The following is a 17,190-nucleotide window of genomic DNA, read 5'->3' on the forward strand; positions in this document are numbered from 1 at the left end:
AGAAACAAATGAAATATATGGTTCGGTATTTTACGCTAATTATAATTTTTTCTATAACAATTATTACTTGTATGCAAGTTGCAAAAGACGGAATAAGTAAAGTTACTTCGACTGATTACTACCATGTAGACGATGTAGTAAAAATCTCAAAAGAAGATGGGAAGGCTGGTCCAGTACTTTTTGGAAAAGATTACACGAAAGAAGGACTAGCAATTAGAGAAGATCATTTAGAAAGATTAGGGGCATTTAATTATTTTACAGTTGTTGGTAAAGGACTTTCCCGTTTTGTTACGTATGTAACTGAAAAAGGGGTTAAGATTGTTGAAAAAATTCCTTCTATTATTGATAGCTTGAATTAGACCTTCTAAACTTCATTCGACATATACTGCTAATAGAGATTGAATATTTCCCTATTTATTTGATATAATCAAAACTATCTATGCTGTCGAGAAATTTAGGAGTGATGAAATGAATAAAGAGTCAAGATCAGAAAGACAAAAGCGAATTAGAAACTTTTCAATCATCGCACACATTGACCATGGAAAATCTACATTAGCAGATAGAATTCTTGAGAAAACAAATGCATTAACTCAGCGCGAGATGAAGTCTCAGCTATTAGACTCAATGGATTTAGAGCGTGAACGTGGAATTACCATTAAATTAAATGCTGTGCAGTTACAATATAAAGCTAAAAATGGTGAAGAATATATTCTTCATTTAATCGATACACCTGGACATGTCGACTTCACTTATGAAGTTTCACGTAGTTTAGCAGCTTGTGAAGGCGCAATTCTTGTAGTTGATGCAGCACAAGGTATCGAAGCTCAAACATTGGCGAACGTATATTTAGCTTTAGATAATGACTTAGAAATCTTACCAGTTATTAATAAGATTGACTTACCAAGCGCAGAACCTGAACGTGTAAGACAGGAAGTTGAAGATGTAATTGGTCTAGATGCTTCTGAAGCGGTATTAGCATCTGCTAAAGCAGGAATCGGAATAGAAGAAATTCTAGAACAAATCGTAGAAAAAGTACCAGCTCCAACAGGGGATCCAGATGCTCCTTTAAAAGCACTTATTTTTGATTCGTTATTCGATCCATATCGTGGTGTTGTAGCTTATATTCGTATCGTTGAAGGTACTGTAAAAGTAGGTCAAAAAATTAGAATGATGGCTACAGGTAAAGAATTCGAAGTAGTTGAAGCTGGGGTATTTACTCCGCGTACTACACAACGAGACGAATTAACTGTAGGTGACGTAGGTTTCTTAACAGCTTCTATTAAGAATGTTGGAGATACTCGCGTTGGGGATACAATTACCCTTGCTGAAAACCCAGCATCAGATCCACTACCAGGTTATCGTAAATTAAATCCTATGGTATTCTGTGGATTATATCCAATTGATACTTCTAAATATAATGATTTACGTGATGCACTTGAAAAGCTTCAATTAAATGATGCAGCTTTACAATTTGAAGCAGAAACTTCACAAGCTTTAGGATTTGGTTTCCGTTGTGGATTTTTAGGATTATTACACATGGAAATCATTCAAGAGCGTATTGAACGTGAATTTAAAATTGATTTAATTACTACAGCACCAAGTGTTATCTATAATGTTTACACTACAAAAGGTGAGATGATTATCGTTGATAACCCTGCTCATATGCCAGACCCTCAATCAATCGATCGAGTGGAAGAGCCTTATGTAAAAGCAAAAATCATGGTTCCAAATGACTTTGTTGGAGCAATCATGGAGCTTTGCCAAAAGAAACGTGGTAACTTTATCGATATGCAATATTTAGATGCAAACCGCGTAACGTTAACTTACGAAATTCCATTATCTGAGATTGTTTATGATTTCTTTGATCAATTAAAATCAAGTACAAAAGGTTATGCATCATTTGACTATGAATTAATTGGTTACAAAGTATCTAAACTTGTGAAAATGGATATTTTATTAAATGGTGAACAAGTAGATGCTCTATCATTTATCGTTCATAGAGACGCTGCTTATGATCGTGGAAAAGTTATCGTTGAAAAATTAAAAGAACTTATTCCAAGACAACAGTTCGAAGTACCAGTTCAAGCGGCAATCGGACAAAAAATCGTTGCTCGTTCAACAATTAAGTCAATGGGTAAAAACGTATTAGCAAAATGTTACGGTGGGGATATCTCTCGTAAACGTAAGCTATTAGATAAGCAAAAAGAAGGTAAAAAGCGAATGAAAGCTGTTGGATCTGTAGAAGTTCCACAAGAGGCATTCATGGCTGTTTTACGTATGGATGATTAATAATTAATCGGAAATCATCGATTTATAGAATTGTTGATTACCTAAAGATGCCACCGTAATTTATTTACGGTGGTATTTTTACTTTTAAATTCATTATTTTTTAGTCATATAGTTATTAATAAAAAGTTAGTTGTAAATAATGATTAATAATAGTAAAGCGATTAATTCGACAAATTTAAAAAGAAGATATACAATCTAAAAAGTTAAATCAACAAAAGTCCCTGAATCTGCATCTTAGGAGGTATTAGATCAGGGGCTTTTCGTTACATAGAAAAGAGGAGAAGGTATGGCATCTTCCGTTTATATTCATATACCATTTTGTCAGCAGATTTGTTATTACTGCGATTTTAATAAATTTATGATGGACCGTCAGCCGGTTGATCAATATTTAGAATATCTAGAGAAAGAAATTGTTGAAAGTTTAAAAAGAAATCCGATTATAGATTTGAAGACAGTTTTTGTAGGTGGAGGAACTCCTACTGCATTAACTTTGCCTCAAACTCAAACGTTAGTAGATATGATTAATAAGCATATCATTAAAGGGAAAAAAGAAATCGAAATGACTTTTGAAAGTAATCCGAATGAAATTTCAAAAGAGAAGCTTCAGATTTTAAAAGATGGTGGAGTGAATCGAATTAGTTTTGGAGCACAAACATTTGATGAAGGATTACTTAAAAAAATTGGAAGAACACATTCACCAAATGAAATAGAAGAAGCAATTCAAACCGCCAAAGAAGTTGGAATTGATAATATTAATCTTGATTTAATGTACGCATTACCTGGACAAACAATGGAACAATTCGTTGATTCTTTAGATAAAGCAATGAAGTTACCGATTCAGCATATTTCAGCATATTCATTAATTATTGAACCAAAAACTGTTTTTTACATAGAAATGAATAGGGGCAAGCTTCAACCAGCCCCAGAAGAAGATGAAGCGGCTATGTATGACTTTTTAATGAATTATTTAGAAGAAAAGGGCTTTCATCAATATGAAATCAGCAATTTTGAAAAAAATGGTTTAGAAAGTAAGCATAATCTTGTTTATTGGAATAATGAAGAATATTTTGGGTTTGGTGCTGGAGCACATGGCTATATAAATGGAATTAGATATTCAAATGCTGGTCCATTAAAGAAATATTTTCAGTTGATTGATGATACTGGTGTCCCAATTGTTCATGAGCATACGGTAACGAAGCAAGAAAAAATGGAAGAAGAAATGTTTTTAGGTCTGCGTAAAATGCAGGGCGTTTCGGAAAGAAAGTTCCAAGAAAAATTTGGTTCAAACTTTAATGAAGTATTTCCGAACGTAATTGAAAAACTAATGAAAGATGGATTAGTCGAGATGAATGGAGTATTTCTCCGATTAACTCACAAAGGGAAGTTACTAGGAAACGATGTATTTCAAGCATTTTTACTTTAAAAGCAGTAAGCCAAAGAGCAGGAAAAGTGGATAAGACAAGGGACAATAGAATCGACATTATATATATAAAAATTTTCTAATCCATTGATCCTGCACTTCTTTATTCCTGCCCTTAACTTCTTGACATCGTATAAAGGATTTGTTAAGTTAATAATATATTTAGCACTCACTAGATAAGAGTGCTAATAGAGGTGATAAACATGTTGACTGAAAGACAGTTATTGATATTACAAATTATTATCGATGACTTTATTCGCATGGCACAACCTGTTGGTTCAAGGAGTTTATCTAAAAAGGAAGGTATTTCATTTAGTTCAGCAACGATACGAAATGAGATGGCTGATTTAGAGGAACTTGGTTATATTGAAAAGCCTCATAGCTCTGCAGGTCGAATCCCTTCTGAAAAAGGGTATCGTTTTTATGTAGACCATCTGTTATCACCACAAATTGTTAATGAAGATGATGTTCGTTCGATAAAAGGTATTTTCGCCGAGCGTATATTTGAAATAGAAAAGCTTGTGAAAAATTCAGCTGATATACTATCTGATTTAACAAATTATACAACAATTGCACTTGGACCAAAAGTTTCTGAAAATAAGCTTAAAAATATTCAGCTTATTCCTATTGGACCTAATACAGCAGTATCAATTATTGTGACGGACACAGGTATTGTTAAAAATCGAACAGTAACTATACCACCTGGTGTGTCTATGAGTGATATTGAAAAAATGGTAAATATACTAAATGAGCGACTAGTAAATGTACCAATTCATCAAATAAATGACAAGCTTTATAAAGAAATTGCAATGATTTTACGTACGCATATTTCAAATTATGAAAGTGTTATAAAGATGATTGGTGGCACTATTGACGTACCGATTGAACAAAAGCTGATTTTAAGTGGAAAAACGAATATTTTAGCTCAACCAGAATTTCATAATGTTGAGACGATGAAAGTATTGTTAAACATGATTGAAAAGCAAGATGAACTAAAAAGTATTATTCCTTTTGAACAGATGGGTTTGAGTGTCAAAATTGGTAAGGAAAATGAAAAGTCTGGATTAGAAAATGTAAGTATCATTAGCGCAACCTATTCACTAGGTGAAGATCAAATTGGTACAATCGCAGTATTAGGACCTACTCGAATGGAATACTCTCGAGTAATCTCATTAATGCATTTAATAACAGGACAATTGAATTTATTATTTTCATCTAAGGATGTTGAATAAATCCATTGTGAAAAGAAACAATGGATTACATATAAAAAAATAGGAGGTGAAGGTGACATGACAGAACGTCAGGAAGAACTTTTAAATGAAGAAGTAGTGAATGAAGAAACTACTGTTGAAGAACCTTCAATCTTTACAGAAGAAAATACAGAAGAGCAAACTGACAATGTGAATTCTACTGAGGAAGAGCTTCAAAAACTTCGTGCTGAAGTAGATGAGAAGGAAAATAAGTACTTACGTCTACATGCTGATTTCGAAAATTATAAACGTCGAGCACTTTTAGACCAACAATCTTTAATGACTTATCGTGCTCAAAGTTTAGTAACTGATTTATTACCAGTACTAGATAATTTCGAACGCGCACTACAAGTTGAAGCAACAGATGAGCAAACTGCTTCTTTAAAACAAGGTATGGAAATGGTTTACCGTTTGCTTGTTGAAGCTGTGAAAAAAGAAGGAGTAGAAGAAATCCCAGCACTTGGTGAACAATTCGATCCGAATGTGCATCAAGCTGTAATGCAAGAAAGTGATGCTTCTAAACCATCTAATGAAGTTTTACAAGAATTCCAAAAAGGCTATAAGCTAAAGGACAGAGTAATTCGTCCATCAATGGTTAAAGTAAACGAGTAATTAGTTAAGCGTCTATTTTAATCGCTAACTTAAATATAAAATTTATTAAAAAAACTAAAATATAACTTATGTAGATTTTAGGAGGAACATGCAATGAGTAAAATTATTGGTATTGACTTAGGTACAACTAACTCTTGTGTCGCAGTATTAGAAGGTGGAGAGCCAAAAGTAATTCCGAACCCAGAGGGTGGACGTACAACTCCGTCAGTTGTTGCGTTCAAAAATGGTGAGCGTCAAGTTGGGGAAGTAGCAAAGCGTCAAGCAATTACAAACCCTAATACAATCATGTCAATTAAACGTCATATGGGTACTACTCATAAAGAAAACATTGAAGGAAAAGATTATTCTCCACAAGAGATTTCTGCAATCATTCTTCAAAACTTAAAAGCATCAGCTGAAGCCTACTTAGGTGAAACAGTAACGAAAGCAGTTATTACAGTACCTGCATACTTCAATGATGCTGAGCGTCAAGCAACTAAAGACGCTGGTAAAATTGCTGGTTTAGAAGTAGAGCGTATCATCAATGAGCCAACTGCGGCTGCATTAGCATACGGTTTAGATAAAATGGATGAAGACCAAACAATCCTAGTTTATGACTTAGGTGGCGGTACATTCGATGTTTCAATCCTTGAACTAGGAGATGGAATTTTTGAAGTTAAAGCTACAGCTGGTGACAACCGTCTAGGTGGAGATGACTTTGACCAAGTTATCATTGATTACTTAGTAGCTGAATTCAAAAAAGAAAACGGTGTTGATTTAAGCCAAGATAAAATGGCATTACAACGTTTAAAAGATGCTGCTGAAAAAGCGAAAAAAGACTTATCAGGTATTACTTCAACTCAAATTTCTTTACCATTCATTAGCATGGGTGCTGCTGGTCCATTACACTTAGAGTTAAACTTAACTCGTGCAAAATTCGAAGAGCTTTCTCACAACTTAGTAGAAAGAACTTTAGGCCCAACTCGTCAAGCGATGAAGGATTCTGGCTTAACTGCTAGCCAAATTGATAAAGTAATCTTAGTTGGTGGATCTACTCGTATTCCTGCAGTTCAAGAAGCAATCAAGAAAGAAACTGGAAAAGAGCCACATAAAGGTGTTAACCCTGATGAAGTAGTAGCATTAGGTGCTGCAATCCAAGGTGGAGTATTAACTGGTGATGTTAAAGACGTAGTATTATTAGACGTTACTCCATTATCATTAGGTATCGAAACAATGGGTGGAGTGTTCACGAAGTTAATCGAACGTAACACGACAATTCCAACAAGTAAATCTCAAGTATTCTCAACAGCTGCTGACAACCAACCTGCTGTAGACATCCACGTTCTACAAGGTGAACGTCCAATGGCTACTGACAATAAAACATTAGGTCGTTTCCAATTATCAGATATTCCACCAGCACCACGTGGAATTCCACAAATTGAAGTATCATTCGATATCGACAAAAATGGTATCGTAACTGTACGTGCAAAAGACTTAGGTACTCAAAAAGAGCAAAACATCGTAATTCAATCTTCTTCAGGTTTAAGTGATGAAGAAGTAGAACGCATGGTTAAAGAAGCTGAATTAAATGCTGATGCAGATGCAAAACGTAAAGAGGAAGTTGATCTTAAAAACGAAGCTGATCAATTAGTATTCCAAGTAGAGAAAACTTTAAAAGATCTTGAAGGAAAAGTTGAAGAAGCGGAGGTTACTAAAGCTAACGAAGCTAAAGACGCATTAAAAGCTGCTTTAGAAGCTGGTAACTTAGATGACATCCGTACGAAGAAAGATGCTCTTTCTGAAATCGTTCAAGCTTTAACTATGAAACTTTATGAGCAAGCTGCTGCTGCACAGCAAGCTGCAGGTGGAGCTGAAGGCGAAGCGAAACAAGAAGATGTAGTAGACGCTGAGTTTACTGAAGTAAAAGAAGATAAATAACAACGAAAAGTGGAAGGCGTTTGTTCATTAAACGCCTGAAACTAGACAATATATATATCTAAAACATTAAGGGAAGTCAAAGTCAGGGTAGCCTTGGCTTTGACTTTTTTCTTTTTCTTTAAGAAAAGCACAGGATATGTTAAAATATTCTTTATGTGAAAGGAGCGGATTGTAACACTATGAGTAAACGTGATTACTATGATGTGCTTGGCGTGAGTAAAAGTGCATCACAAGATGAAATAAAAAAATCGTTTCGTAAATTAGCAAAACAATATCATCCGGACGTTAATAAGGATCCTGATGCACCTGAAAAGTTTAAAGAGGTGCAAGAGGCATACGAGAATCTATCAGACGATCAAAAACGTGCTCATTATGATCAGTTTGGTCATACAGATCCTAACCAAGGATTCGGCGGTGGCGGATTTGGCGGCGGCGGATTCGGTGGATTTGAAGATATTTTCAGTCAGTTCTTTGGTGGTGGCGGTGGTGGACGTCGTCGTGACCCGAACGCACCAAGAGCTGGGGCTGATTTACAATATACAATGACGATCCAGTTTGAAGAAGCAGCATTTGGAATGGAAAAAGAAATTGAAATTCCAACTGAAGAAACATGTCACACATGTAGTGGTTCAGGTGCGAAGCCTGGTACATCTAAAGAAACATGTAAACAATGTCATGGTTCAGGACAAATGAGTGTTGAACAAAATACTCCATTTGGACGTATTGTGAACCGTACAACATGTTCACATTGTCAAGGTACTGGTCAGATTATTAAAGATAAATGTAATACTTGTCATGGTGCTGGACGTGTGAAAACTCGTAAGAAAATCATGGTGAAAGTACCAGCTGGTATCGATGATGGACAACAAATTCGACTTTCAGGTCAAGGAGAACCAGGTAAAAATGGTGGTCCTGCTGGAGATTTATATATTGCTTTCCATGTTCGTGAACATGAATTCTTTGAACGTGACGGAAATGATGTTTATTGCGAACTTCCATTAACTTTTGCACAAGCTGCATTAGGTGATGAAGTCGAAGTTCCAACATTACATGGTAAAGTAAAAACGAAAATTCCTGCTGGAACACAAACTGGTACTAGAATGCGTCTAAAAGGTAAAGGAATTAAAGATGTACGTGGTTATGGTCAAGGTGATCAGCACATAATTGTAAAAGTTATCACACCAACAAAACTAACAAGCCGTCAAAAAGAATTGCTTGAAGAGTTTTACAATATTGGTAAAGGTCAAAAAGACGATAAACACGATTCTTTCTTTACAAAGTTAAAGCGTACGGTAAAGAATTTTGGCGAACAATAAGGAAGTTATTAATTCAGTACGTTAGTTAAGGTAAAAAGTGGAAACACTAAATAGAAGAAGTAATTAAAATGGCACCCTCTAAATCTGATAATGGTTAGAGGGTATTGCCAAGTAAAGAAGAGAGTATGAATGGAGTTGGTAGTTTATGAAATGGTCAGAATTAAGTATTCACACTACACAGGATGCGGTTGAACCGATTTCTAACATTTTACACGAAGCTGGTGCAAGTGGTGTTGTCATAGAGGATGTGTTTGATTTGACGAAGGAGCGAGCACAGGTTTACGGTGAAATCTACCAACTTAACCCAAAAGATTATCCAGAGGAAGGTGTAATCGTTAAAGCATACCTTCCTGTGAATAGTTTTTTAAACGATACGATTGACGGAATAAAAGAAGCTATTAATAATTTAATTTCATATGATATTGATTTAGGTAAAAATACATTTGCTGTGCATGAAGTAAACGAAGAAGATTGGGCTACTGCATGGAAAAAATATTATCATCCAATTTCAATCTCAGATCGATTTACTATTGTACCTTCTTGGGAAGACTATGAAGTCAAATCATCAGACGAATTAATTATTGAGTTAGATCCAGGAATGGCGTTTGGTACTGGTACTCACCCTACAACAGTTATGTGTATTCGTGCACTTGAGAAAGTGGTTAAACCAACTGACCGTGTCATCGATGTAGGTACTGGTTCAGGAGTATTAAGTATTGCAGCTGCTAAACTTGGCTCTACAAATATAGAAGCCTATGACTTAGACGATGTAGCAGTTCGAAGCGCAAGAGAAAACGTTGTATTAAACAAAGTTGACGATGTCATAAAAGTTGGGCAAGGTAACTTACTACAAGGAATCGAAGGTCCATTCCAAGTAGTTGTTGCGAACTTACTTGCTGAAATTATTCTTCGTTTCGTAGACGATGTATTTAACGTTCTAGAACCAGGTGGAACATTTATTTCTTCAGGAATTATTGGCGCTAAACAAGAAGACATCGAAAATGAGCTTAAACGAGTTGGCTTTGAAGTGAAGGAAGTATTACATTTAGAGGACTGGGTTGCAATTATTGCAAAAAAGCCAGGTCAAGGAATGTAATATGCAAAGATATTTTATAGAAGAAACGCAGCTTCAAAATGATCTTGTTACAATAACTGGTGATGATGCTCATCATATTGCTAATGTTATGCGTATGAAGCTAGATCAAGAAATTATTTGTACAGTTCCAGGATCATCAACTGTTCGTTGTACACTTACAAATATTTCTAGTGAACAAATAACGGCAGCTGTTGTAGAATATGTTGAGAATACAAATGAACTGCCAATATCAATAACGATTGCTAGTGGACTACCAAAAGGTGATAAACTAGAGTTAATCATACAAAAAGGTACGGAGCTTGGAGCATCTGGTTTTTTACCTTTTGCTGCAGCTAGGTCAATTGTCAAACTAGATGATAAAAAAGCTGGTAAAAAGGTTGATAGATGGCAAAAGATTGCAAAGGAAGCGGCTGAACAATCTTACCGATTTATTGTGCCAACTGTAGAACAGCCAGCGTCTTTTCAACAATTACTTAACTCAATACCGCATTATGACGCGTGTATTGTTGCATATGAAGAAAGTGCAAAAACAGGAGAATCAGCAGGGCTTGTACAAACATTCCAGTCATTGAAGGAAGGTTCACGATTATTAGTAGTGTTCGGACCAGAAGGTGGTTTGTCTGATAAAGAAGTTGATCAGCTAGAAGAAAAAGGTGCAAAACTATGTGGACTTGGACCAAGAATTCTGCGAACAGAAACAGCACCATTTTATGTTTTAGCTGCTGCCTCCTTTCATTTTGAATTAATGGGGTGAAGAAATGCCACAAGTAGCTTTTCATACATTAGGCTGTAAAGTTAACCATTACGAAACAGAAGCAATTTGGCAACTGTTTAAAGCAGCAGGCTATGAACGTACAGAATACGAAAGTAAAGCTGATGTTTATGTAATTAATACTTGTACAGTTACAAATACAGGTGACAAAAAAAGTAGACAAGTAATCCGTCGTGCTGTGCGCAAAAATCCAGATGCAGTAATTTGTGTAACTGGATGTTATGCACAAACATCACCAGCGGAAATCATGGCGATTCCTGGGGTGGATATCGTTGTTGGTACACAAGACCGTACTAAAATGTTGGATTATATCGAGCAATATCGTGTAGAACGACAACCAATTAATGGCGTAGGAAATATTATGAAAGCACGAGTTTATGAAGAATTAGACGTACCTGCTTTCACTGACCGTACACGTGCTTCATTAAAAATTCAAGAAGGCTGTAACAACTTCTGTACGTTTTGTATTATTCCATGGGCACGTGGTTTAATGCGTTCTCGTGATCCAAAAGAAGTTGTAAAACAAGCTACGCAATTAGTTGAATCTGGCTATAAAGAAATTGTTTTAACTGGTATTCACACAGGTGGATACGGGCAAGACATGAAAGATTACAACTTAGCAATGTTATTAAAAGATTTAGAATCAGTTGAAGGATTAAAACGTGTTCGAATTTCTTCAATCGAAGCTAGTCAAATTACAGATGAAGTAATTGAAGTTCTTCGTCATTCAAATATTGTAGTTAGACACCTACACGTACCATTACAATCGGGATCAGATACTGTCCTAAAACGTATGCGTCGTAAATATACAATGGCTGAGTTTGCTGAAAGAATTGAAAAACTACGTGAAGTATTACCAAACTGTTCAATTACATCTGATGTAATCGTAGGTTTCCCAGGTGAATCTGAAGAAGAGTTTATGGAAACATACAATTTCATTCGAGATAATAAATTCTCAGAATTACACGTATTCCCATACTCTAAACGTACAGGTACACCAGCTGCACGTATGGAAGATCAAGTTGACGAAGAAATTAAAAATGAACGTGTACACCGTTTAATTGAATTATCAAATCAACTTGCAAAAGAATACGCATCAATGTTTGACGGAGATGTTTTAGAAGTTATTCCGGAAGAAAAGTATACTGAAGATGGCGCAGAAGGCCTATTAATAGGTTACACAGACAATTATCTAAAAGTCGTGTTCGAAGGAACAGAAGACATGATCGGTAAAATTGTAAAAGTTAAAATCGCTAACGCTGGTTATCCAGTCAATAAAGGTGAATTTGTCCGAGTTTTAGAAGATGTAGCAGTTAACTAAAATAATAAAGAAAAGGATAGATAATCTGAGTTAATCAGGTTTATCTATCCTTTTTTATTTCAAAAATTCCCTCAAACTACCTGTTATTTTATGGTCATAATCCATACAAAATAGAAATACGGAGGTGATTTATATGACAAAACACAATCGAGAAAGAAATTCTGATGATAATCATATCCACGTTGCTACCAACTCATATTTAGACACAAGCGAGAACCGTTCAAATAAAGTAAATTACGATGAGGGCGGTAGCCCATACTTAGATACAAGTGATGATGCATCATCCGCGGCCAATACAAGACGCGGTGCCCCATATTTAAATACTTGAAAATGGTAGAAAGAGCAGGAAGTGTAAGATAATAACTTAAACTAAATAAAAACTTTTCGATTTGAAGTTTTTACTACACTTAATCCTGCTCTTAATTTATTGATGCAGCCTTATTTATATCTTCAATTTCAATTAATGGCTTAGAGTAACCGTTTTTTGCCATATTAATCATTGCTCGACCAACCTGTTCTGAAGTCGTTATTGAATTTGGGAAAACTTTTTTTAGGATTGGATAAATTGGTTTCATTACGTTATAGATGGATTGATATAGTTTAGTTTTGGATTGTATATCTTTATGTGGAATAATTGCTCCTGGACGGAACATGTAAGCAGCTTTAAAAGGTAATTTTAAAAGGTCATTTTCTGTTTTACCCTTTACTCTAGCCCACATTGTACGACCCTTCTCTGTACTATCGGTACCTGATCCAGTGACATAAATGAAAGTCATTTGAGGATTCAATTTTGATAGTGTACGTGCGATGGATAATGTAAGGTCATATGTAATTTTACGATAATCTTCCTCTTTCATTCTAAATGATGAAACACCTAGGCAAAAAAAACATGCATCAAATCCGGATAATTGACTTTCAATTGTAGATAAATCAAGCAGATTAGCATGCTTAATTTCATGGAATTTTTCATGCTGAATACCCGTAATACTCCGACCAACTGAATAAATCTTGCTAACAGATGAATCTTGTAAGCATTCTCTTAATACACTTTGACCAACCATTCCAGTTGCTCCAAAAAGTAAAACCTTCATAGTATAACCTCCATCATTTATTTTCATCGCTTTAGTCTCATGGGCAAATAATATATGATTCTTCCTTGATAATCAATTTATAACTGAAATATTATCATTCAAATTATGTAAGGAAATATTAAAAAATTATAATAAAAGAGGTCGTTGCTACCGAACTGAGATGAATTATCGACTGTAATAGGGGAATATTAAAATTTGTAGTTTTAAAAACTTATCATTAGAAAGATGGTGTCATCAATGAAGGAATTCGAGTTGGACAAGCCTTATTCTTCTGAGAGTAAGGAATTAAAAATTTTAAAGTATGGGAAAAAGGGTTTAGGGACAATTGTACTTTCGTCAATGCTTGCATTAGGTATGTCATCTACTAGCTATGCATTTGGTAAAGGTTCAGAAGGTCCAGATGTATATGTGGTACAAGGAATGCTGAAATCGATAGGTAGTTACTCAGGTAAGATTAATGGGCATTATAATTATTTAACGATAAAGGGTGTAAAATACTATCAAAAGACTCACGGATTACCTGTTACAGGTGCAGTAGATTCAACTACTTTTGCATCTATCATGCATACATATGAATCTGTAAAAGCCGGCGGAGGAGCTGGTGGCGCAGGTGAAGGCGGCGGAGCTGGTGGCGGCGCAGGTGAAGGCGGCGGTGCTGGCGGAGGAGCTGGTGGCGGCGCAGGTGAAGGCGGCGGTGAAGGCGGAGGAGCTGGTGGCGGCGCAGGTGAAGGCGGCGGTGCTGGCGGAGGAACTGGTGGCGGCGCAGGTGAAGGCGGCGGTGCTGGCGGAGGAGCTGGTGGCGGCGCAGGTGAAGGCGGCGGTGCCGGCGGAGGAACTGGTGGCGGCGCAGGTGAAGGCGGCGGTGCTGGCGGAGGAGCTGGTGGCGGCGCAGGTGAAGGCGGCGGTGCTGGCGGAGGAACTGGTGGCGGCCAAGTTGAACAACCTGGTAAAGGTAAAACAGAACAACCGCAACCTGGCAAAGGTGGAACAGAGCAACCGCAACCTGGCAAAGGTGGAACAGAACAACCACAGCCTGGTAAAGGTGGAACAGAACAGCCTGAACCTGAAAAAGGTGGTAATGAAAATCCACCACCAAGCAAGGGCGGAAATTAAGAACTCATAATTTGTTAAGAAGGTAGAGAGTTAATATAATATTTTACTTACATTTCAGCTAATAAAAACTTCAATATTAAAAAGAGCTAATCATATTTTGATTAGCTCTTTTTTATGACATATTTACTGTGTTTTTCTTGCTAAAAAATTGGATTGTAAAACCAAAAATAATAATCACAATCGAAAATAACAAACTCAACCAAATGCTTTGAAATTCACCTACATACGGCTGAACAATATAAGAAAGTATAATACTGATTATAATACTAAGTGGAATGTAATTACCGACCTTCCCCTTACTAAAGACAATTACTAAAATTGGAAATAACAATGCAGAATATACATTTCCCGAATAAAATAATAGTTCAATAATTTTTTTTGATTGAATAATTGTAGCGAAAAAGATGATTGCTCCAATAATCACGGATAGAAGATAAGCAAGTTTTATTTTTTTATGATCATTTTTTATTGTATGAAGTGGCTCTATTATATTGATAACGATTAAACTAGCAAGCGAATGTAAAACAGCACCAAAGGTAGAGGTAATCGCATTAAATGCACATAAAACAAAAAGTATGAAAAAAAATGGTGTTGTAATTTTATTTGCTAAACCAACTAATATTGATTGTATATCTGTAAATCCACCTGTAAATATAACAATAATAAAAAGACATGAAAATGAAAGTGGGAAAATACACCATATTAATCCGGATATTGAGAATGTTAAAGGAAGTTTTTTCGTTTCAATCATAAACAAACGGTGCCATGAAGTAATGTCAAAGAAAAACTGACCAAATCCAACTAATAAGCCTGAAAATAAAAAACCCCATAAATCGTAATGATCAATGACTAGCATGTATGGATGATATAATTTAATCCCATCATATACAGGCTGAACGCCCTCTTTTACGAAAAAATACAACGGAATTAAAATTGCCGCTGCAAACATTGTAATGACTTGGAATCCTGCTATTCCATGTATCATCTTTAATCCACCAAAACCTGCAAAAAGTACACAAAAGCATATAAAAATGAATATTTCTAAAGACAACGGTAAATCAAATAGAAAATGAAATAAAGTAGATGCAGTCATCGACTGTATATATAATATGTGTAAACTAGTTAAAATTAAAATACAAATCATAATCCAATAACCGAGTGGATGTAGTTTCTTCTTCAAATAATCTCCAATTGTTAAACCATCAGGATACTCCTGTCGAACCTTTTTCCCAATAAAACTAAATACAAATAAAGCAATAGCACCTAAAAATGCATATCCGATTCCACCAAATACACCATATTTAATCATCGATTCTGGCGAAGATAATATCGTAGTTCCTGTTACCCAACGTGCCAAGAGAGAAATAATTCCCATTCCCATTCCAATTTGAATAGGGCCTTGTACGTATTCTTTAAATGAACGTGAAATCACTGTTTATTTTCCTTTCTCACGATACTCTTTTGGAGTAATTCCCTCAATTTTACGGAATAAAGTACTAAAGTAATGCTGACTATTAAAGCCTGAGTTTTCTGCCACATCGGATATGTTCCAATTTGGATTATTTGTTAAAAATCGCTTAGCAGCTTTTATTCTATAGTCTATTAAATATTCTGAAAACGATACACCAACTTCTTCGTGAAATTTTCTACTTAAATAAGTATGATTCGTGTGAACCTCTTTAGCTACGTCAGAAAGAGATAGTTTTTCAGCGAAATGATCATGAATATATAAAAGAGTTTGATGTATTAAACTAGAATACTGGTTTGACGTATCAGTATCACTATATTTAGATAAAACTTTATATAATTCACTTTCAATGATTGGCTTTGTTAAATAATCTAGAACGCCGATTCGGATTGACTGTTGAGCATAATCAAAACTTTGATATGCTGTAACCATAATAATATCTACGTCCTTATTTTGTGCTCTAAGCTCTTCGCCAAACTCTAATCCAGAACGTCCAGGAAGATTAATATCTAGAAATGCTATGTTAATTTTATGATTTTGATTAATTGTTATTGCTTGGCATGCATCAGCAGCTTTATAAAACTTCCATAATGGAAACATATTTTTTATCAAATATTCCATTTGTTCAAGCTCTAATGGTTCATCATCTACTAATAATACATTCATTTCATTGTCCCTCCTTTACTCTTTAGAGTCATATATAAGTGGCCAAACGACTTTAACATTTGTTCCTGATTCATTTGATGTAATCAGTACATGTCCACTGTTACCAAAATATAGTTGTAATCTCTTTTTTATATTGTCTAATCCATGGCCTTCTTGATTAGAAAAAGAATTAGTCATTCCCAATAAACCATTATCAATTACTTCTAAACAAACTAGCTCAGAATCTTGATAGAATAGAATATTCAGTAAGGCATCTCCAACCTTTTTTTCTAAACCGTGTTTAAATGAATTTTCTACTAAGGTTTGCAAAATAAAAGGGGGGACTAGCGCATGATATAAATCTTTTGGACATTCTAACTGAGTTTTAAGACGCTCTCCAAACCGTAGACTTTGGATGTCTAAATAATATTGAGTATATTGTATTTCTTGATCTAAAGGAATTAATGGCTCTGACGATTTATATTTAAATTTTAAAAATTGAGAGAATGTTTCTAGAGCCCGGATTAATTCGGAGGTTCGATTTAAACGCGCTAAGCTTAATATGACATTAAGTGTATTAAATAAAAAGTGCGGTTGAATTTGTTGGTTTAATTTATTGTATTGAGCTTCTTGTAATGCATGCTCTAATCGAATTTCTCTATTTTTATTTTCAAGTAAGTCAATTCTTTTTTCAAAGATAAACAAAAATAATAAAGCAATAGCTCCCATAATAGGAGCTAAAATAAATAGCATAATTAGTAAAGTAAATCCCTCGTAACTAAGCATGAAGAACCTCAAATAGTTATTTTAGTAATATTTTTAATTTTTTTGAAAACTTTGTTTATAAGTGTTGAATGATGATTTCTATTAAAGAAGATGG

At 35.1% G+C, this 17,190-nt stretch carries 16 protein-coding genes; 12 read left to right on the forward strand and 4 right to left on the reverse strand.

Features of this window, described 5'->3' with window-relative positions:
- Positions 1 to 8: 8 nt before the first annotated feature.
- From B6K90_RS15730 to B6K90_RS15780, 11 genes are all read left to right on the forward strand, one after another.
- Positions 9 to 359 (forward strand): hypothetical protein, encoded by a 351-nt coding sequence (locus B6K90_RS15730; RefSeq protein WP_088013711.1) that lies wholly within the window; start codon positions 9 to 11, stop codon positions 357 to 359.
- 109 nt (positions 360 to 468) lie between these two features.
- On the forward strand, positions 469 to 2,289 hold the full coding sequence (gene lepA / locus B6K90_RS15735) for a translation elongation factor 4 (RefSeq protein ID WP_088013712.1): 1,821 nt from the start codon (positions 469 to 471) through the stop codon (positions 2,287 to 2,289).
- 286 nt (positions 2,290 to 2,575) lie between these two features.
- Complete coding sequence (gene hemW / locus B6K90_RS15740) at positions 2,576 to 3,712, forward strand: radical SAM family heme chaperone HemW (RefSeq protein ID WP_088013713.1); 1,137 nt, start codon at positions 2,576 to 2,578, stop codon at positions 3,710 to 3,712.
- 200 nt (positions 3,713 to 3,912) lie between these two features.
- The gene (gene hrcA / locus B6K90_RS15745; protein WP_088013714.1) at positions 3,913 to 4,941 is read left to right on the forward strand and encodes a heat-inducible transcriptional repressor HrcA; all 1,029 of its coding nucleotides are present in this window, start codon (positions 3,913 to 3,915) and stop codon (positions 4,939 to 4,941) included.
- Between the two features lie 57 nt (positions 4,942 to 4,998).
- On the forward strand, positions 4,999 to 5,571 hold the full coding sequence (gene grpE / locus B6K90_RS15750; RefSeq protein WP_088013715.1) for a nucleotide exchange factor GrpE: 573 nt from the start codon (positions 4,999 to 5,001) through the stop codon (positions 5,569 to 5,571).
- 93 nt (positions 5,572 to 5,664) lie between these two features.
- On the forward strand, positions 5,665 to 7,488 hold the full coding sequence (dnaK, locus tag B6K90_RS15755; protein WP_088013716.1) for a molecular chaperone DnaK: 1,824 nt from the start codon (positions 5,665 to 5,667) through the stop codon (positions 7,486 to 7,488).
- Positions 7,489 to 7,667: 179 nt separating this feature from the next.
- Positions 7,668 to 8,804 carry a molecular chaperone DnaJ gene (gene dnaJ, locus B6K90_RS15760; RefSeq protein WP_088013717.1) on the forward strand — a complete coding sequence of 379 codons (1,137 nt, stop codon included), beginning with the start codon at positions 7,668 to 7,670 and terminating at the stop codon, positions 8,802 to 8,804.
- Between the two features lie 145 nt (positions 8,805 to 8,949).
- A complete protein-coding gene (gene prmA / locus B6K90_RS15765; protein ID WP_088013718.1) occupies positions 8,950 to 9,900 on the forward strand; it encodes a 50S ribosomal protein L11 methyltransferase in 951 nt (316 codons plus the stop codon).
- 1 nt (position 9,901) lies between these two features.
- The gene (locus B6K90_RS15770) at positions 9,902 to 10,654 is read left to right on the forward strand and encodes a 16S rRNA (uracil(1498)-N(3))-methyltransferase (RefSeq protein ID WP_088013719.1); all 753 of its coding nucleotides are present in this window, start codon (positions 9,902 to 9,904) and stop codon (positions 10,652 to 10,654) included.
- A gap of 4 nt (positions 10,655 to 10,658) precedes the next feature.
- Positions 10,659 to 11,993, forward strand: a complete 1,335-nt coding sequence (gene mtaB, locus B6K90_RS15775; protein WP_088013720.1) for a tRNA (N(6)-L-threonylcarbamoyladenosine(37)-C(2))-methylthiotransferase MtaB — start codon at positions 10,659 to 10,661, stop codon at positions 11,991 to 11,993.
- A 133-nt stretch (positions 11,994 to 12,126) separates the two neighbouring features.
- Positions 12,127 to 12,321, forward strand: a complete 195-nt coding sequence (locus tag B6K90_RS15780) for a hypothetical protein (protein ID WP_088013721.1) — start codon at positions 12,127 to 12,129, stop codon at positions 12,319 to 12,321.
- Between the two features lie 91 nt (positions 12,322 to 12,412).
- Here B6K90_RS15780 and B6K90_RS15785 read toward each other — a convergent pair whose 3' ends face one another.
- Positions 12,413 to 13,084, reverse strand: coding sequence for a Rossmann-fold NAD(P)-binding domain-containing protein (locus B6K90_RS15785; RefSeq protein WP_088013722.1), 672 nt, complete (start codon positions 13,082 to 13,084; stop codon positions 12,413 to 12,415).
- A 237-nt stretch (positions 13,085 to 13,321) separates the two neighbouring features.
- Between B6K90_RS15785 and B6K90_RS15790 the strand changes: the two genes are divergently transcribed.
- Positions 13,322 to 14,197 (forward strand): peptidoglycan-binding domain-containing protein, encoded by an 876-nt coding sequence (locus B6K90_RS15790; RefSeq protein ID WP_217348758.1) that lies wholly within the window; start codon positions 13,322 to 13,324, stop codon positions 14,195 to 14,197.
- A 112-nt stretch (positions 14,198 to 14,309) separates the two neighbouring features.
- Here B6K90_RS15790 and B6K90_RS15795 read toward each other — a convergent pair whose 3' ends face one another.
- Genes B6K90_RS15795 through B6K90_RS15805 form a run of 3 tightly spaced genes read right to left on the reverse strand, consistent with a single transcriptional unit; the run spans position 14,310 to position 17,096 of the window.
- Entirely contained in the window at positions 14,310 to 15,629 is a 1,320-nt protein-coding gene (locus B6K90_RS15795) for an SLC5/6 family protein (protein WP_088013723.1), read from the reverse strand.
- A gap of 3 nt (positions 15,630 to 15,632) precedes the next feature.
- Positions 15,633 to 16,331: a response regulator transcription factor gene (locus tag B6K90_RS15800; RefSeq protein ID WP_088013724.1), complete on the reverse strand. Its 699-nt coding sequence runs from the start codon at positions 16,329 to 16,331 to the stop codon at positions 15,633 to 15,635.
- Positions 16,332 to 16,346: 15 nt separating this feature from the next.
- A complete protein-coding gene (locus B6K90_RS15805) occupies positions 16,347 to 17,096 on the reverse strand; it encodes a sensor histidine kinase (protein WP_088013725.1) in 750 nt (249 codons plus the stop codon).
- Positions 17,097 to 17,190: the final 94 nt, after the last annotated feature.

It is taken from the genome of Gottfriedia acidiceleris (genome assembly GCF_002128425.1).
In the GTDB taxonomy this organism is placed as follows: Bacteria; Bacillota; Bacilli; order Bacillales; family Bacillaceae_G; genus Gottfriedia; species Gottfriedia acidiceleris.

Coding starts and splice junctions, on each gene's coding strand:
- prmA (WP_088013718.1), top strand. CDS start 8,950: ATGAAATGGTCAGAATTAAGTATTCACACTACACAGGATGCGGTTGAA.
- mtaB (WP_088013720.1), top strand. CDS start 10,659: ATGCCACAAGTAGCTTTTCATACATTAGGCTGTAAAGTTAACCATTAC.
- B6K90_RS15790 (WP_217348758.1), top strand. CDS start 13,322: ATGAAGGAATTCGAGTTGGACAAGCCTTATTCTTCTGAGAGTAAGGAA.
- B6K90_RS15785 (WP_088013722.1), bottom strand. CDS start 13,084: ATGAAGGTTTTACTTTTTGGAGCAACTGGAATGGTTGGTCAAAGTGTA.
- lepA (WP_088013712.1), top strand. CDS start 469: ATGAATAAAGAGTCAAGATCAGAAAGACAAAAGCGAATTAGAAACTTT.
- B6K90_RS15730 (WP_088013711.1), top strand. CDS start 9: ATGAAATATATGGTTCGGTATTTTACGCTAATTATAATTTTTTCTATA.
- B6K90_RS15780 (WP_088013721.1), top strand. CDS start 12,127: ATGACAAAACACAATCGAGAAAGAAATTCTGATGATAATCATATCCAC.
- B6K90_RS15805 (WP_088013725.1), bottom strand. CDS start 17,096: ATGCTTAGTTACGAGGGATTTACTTTACTAATTATGCTATTTATTTTA.
- B6K90_RS15770 (WP_088013719.1), top strand. CDS start 9,902: ATGCAAAGATATTTTATAGAAGAAACGCAGCTTCAAAATGATCTTGTT.
- dnaJ (WP_088013717.1), top strand. CDS start 7,668: ATGAGTAAACGTGATTACTATGATGTGCTTGGCGTGAGTAAAAGTGCA.
- grpE (WP_088013715.1), top strand. CDS start 4,999: ATGACAGAACGTCAGGAAGAACTTTTAAATGAAGAAGTAGTGAATGAA.
- dnaK (WP_088013716.1), top strand. CDS start 5,665: ATGAGTAAAATTATTGGTATTGACTTAGGTACAACTAACTCTTGTGTC.
- hemW (WP_088013713.1), top strand. CDS start 2,576: ATGGCATCTTCCGTTTATATTCATATACCATTTTGTCAGCAGATTTGT.
- hrcA (WP_088013714.1), top strand. CDS start 3,913: ATGTTGACTGAAAGACAGTTATTGATATTACAAATTATTATCGATGAC.
- B6K90_RS15800 (WP_088013724.1), bottom strand. CDS start 16,331: ATGAATGTATTATTAGTAGATGATGAACCATTAGAGCTTGAACAAATG.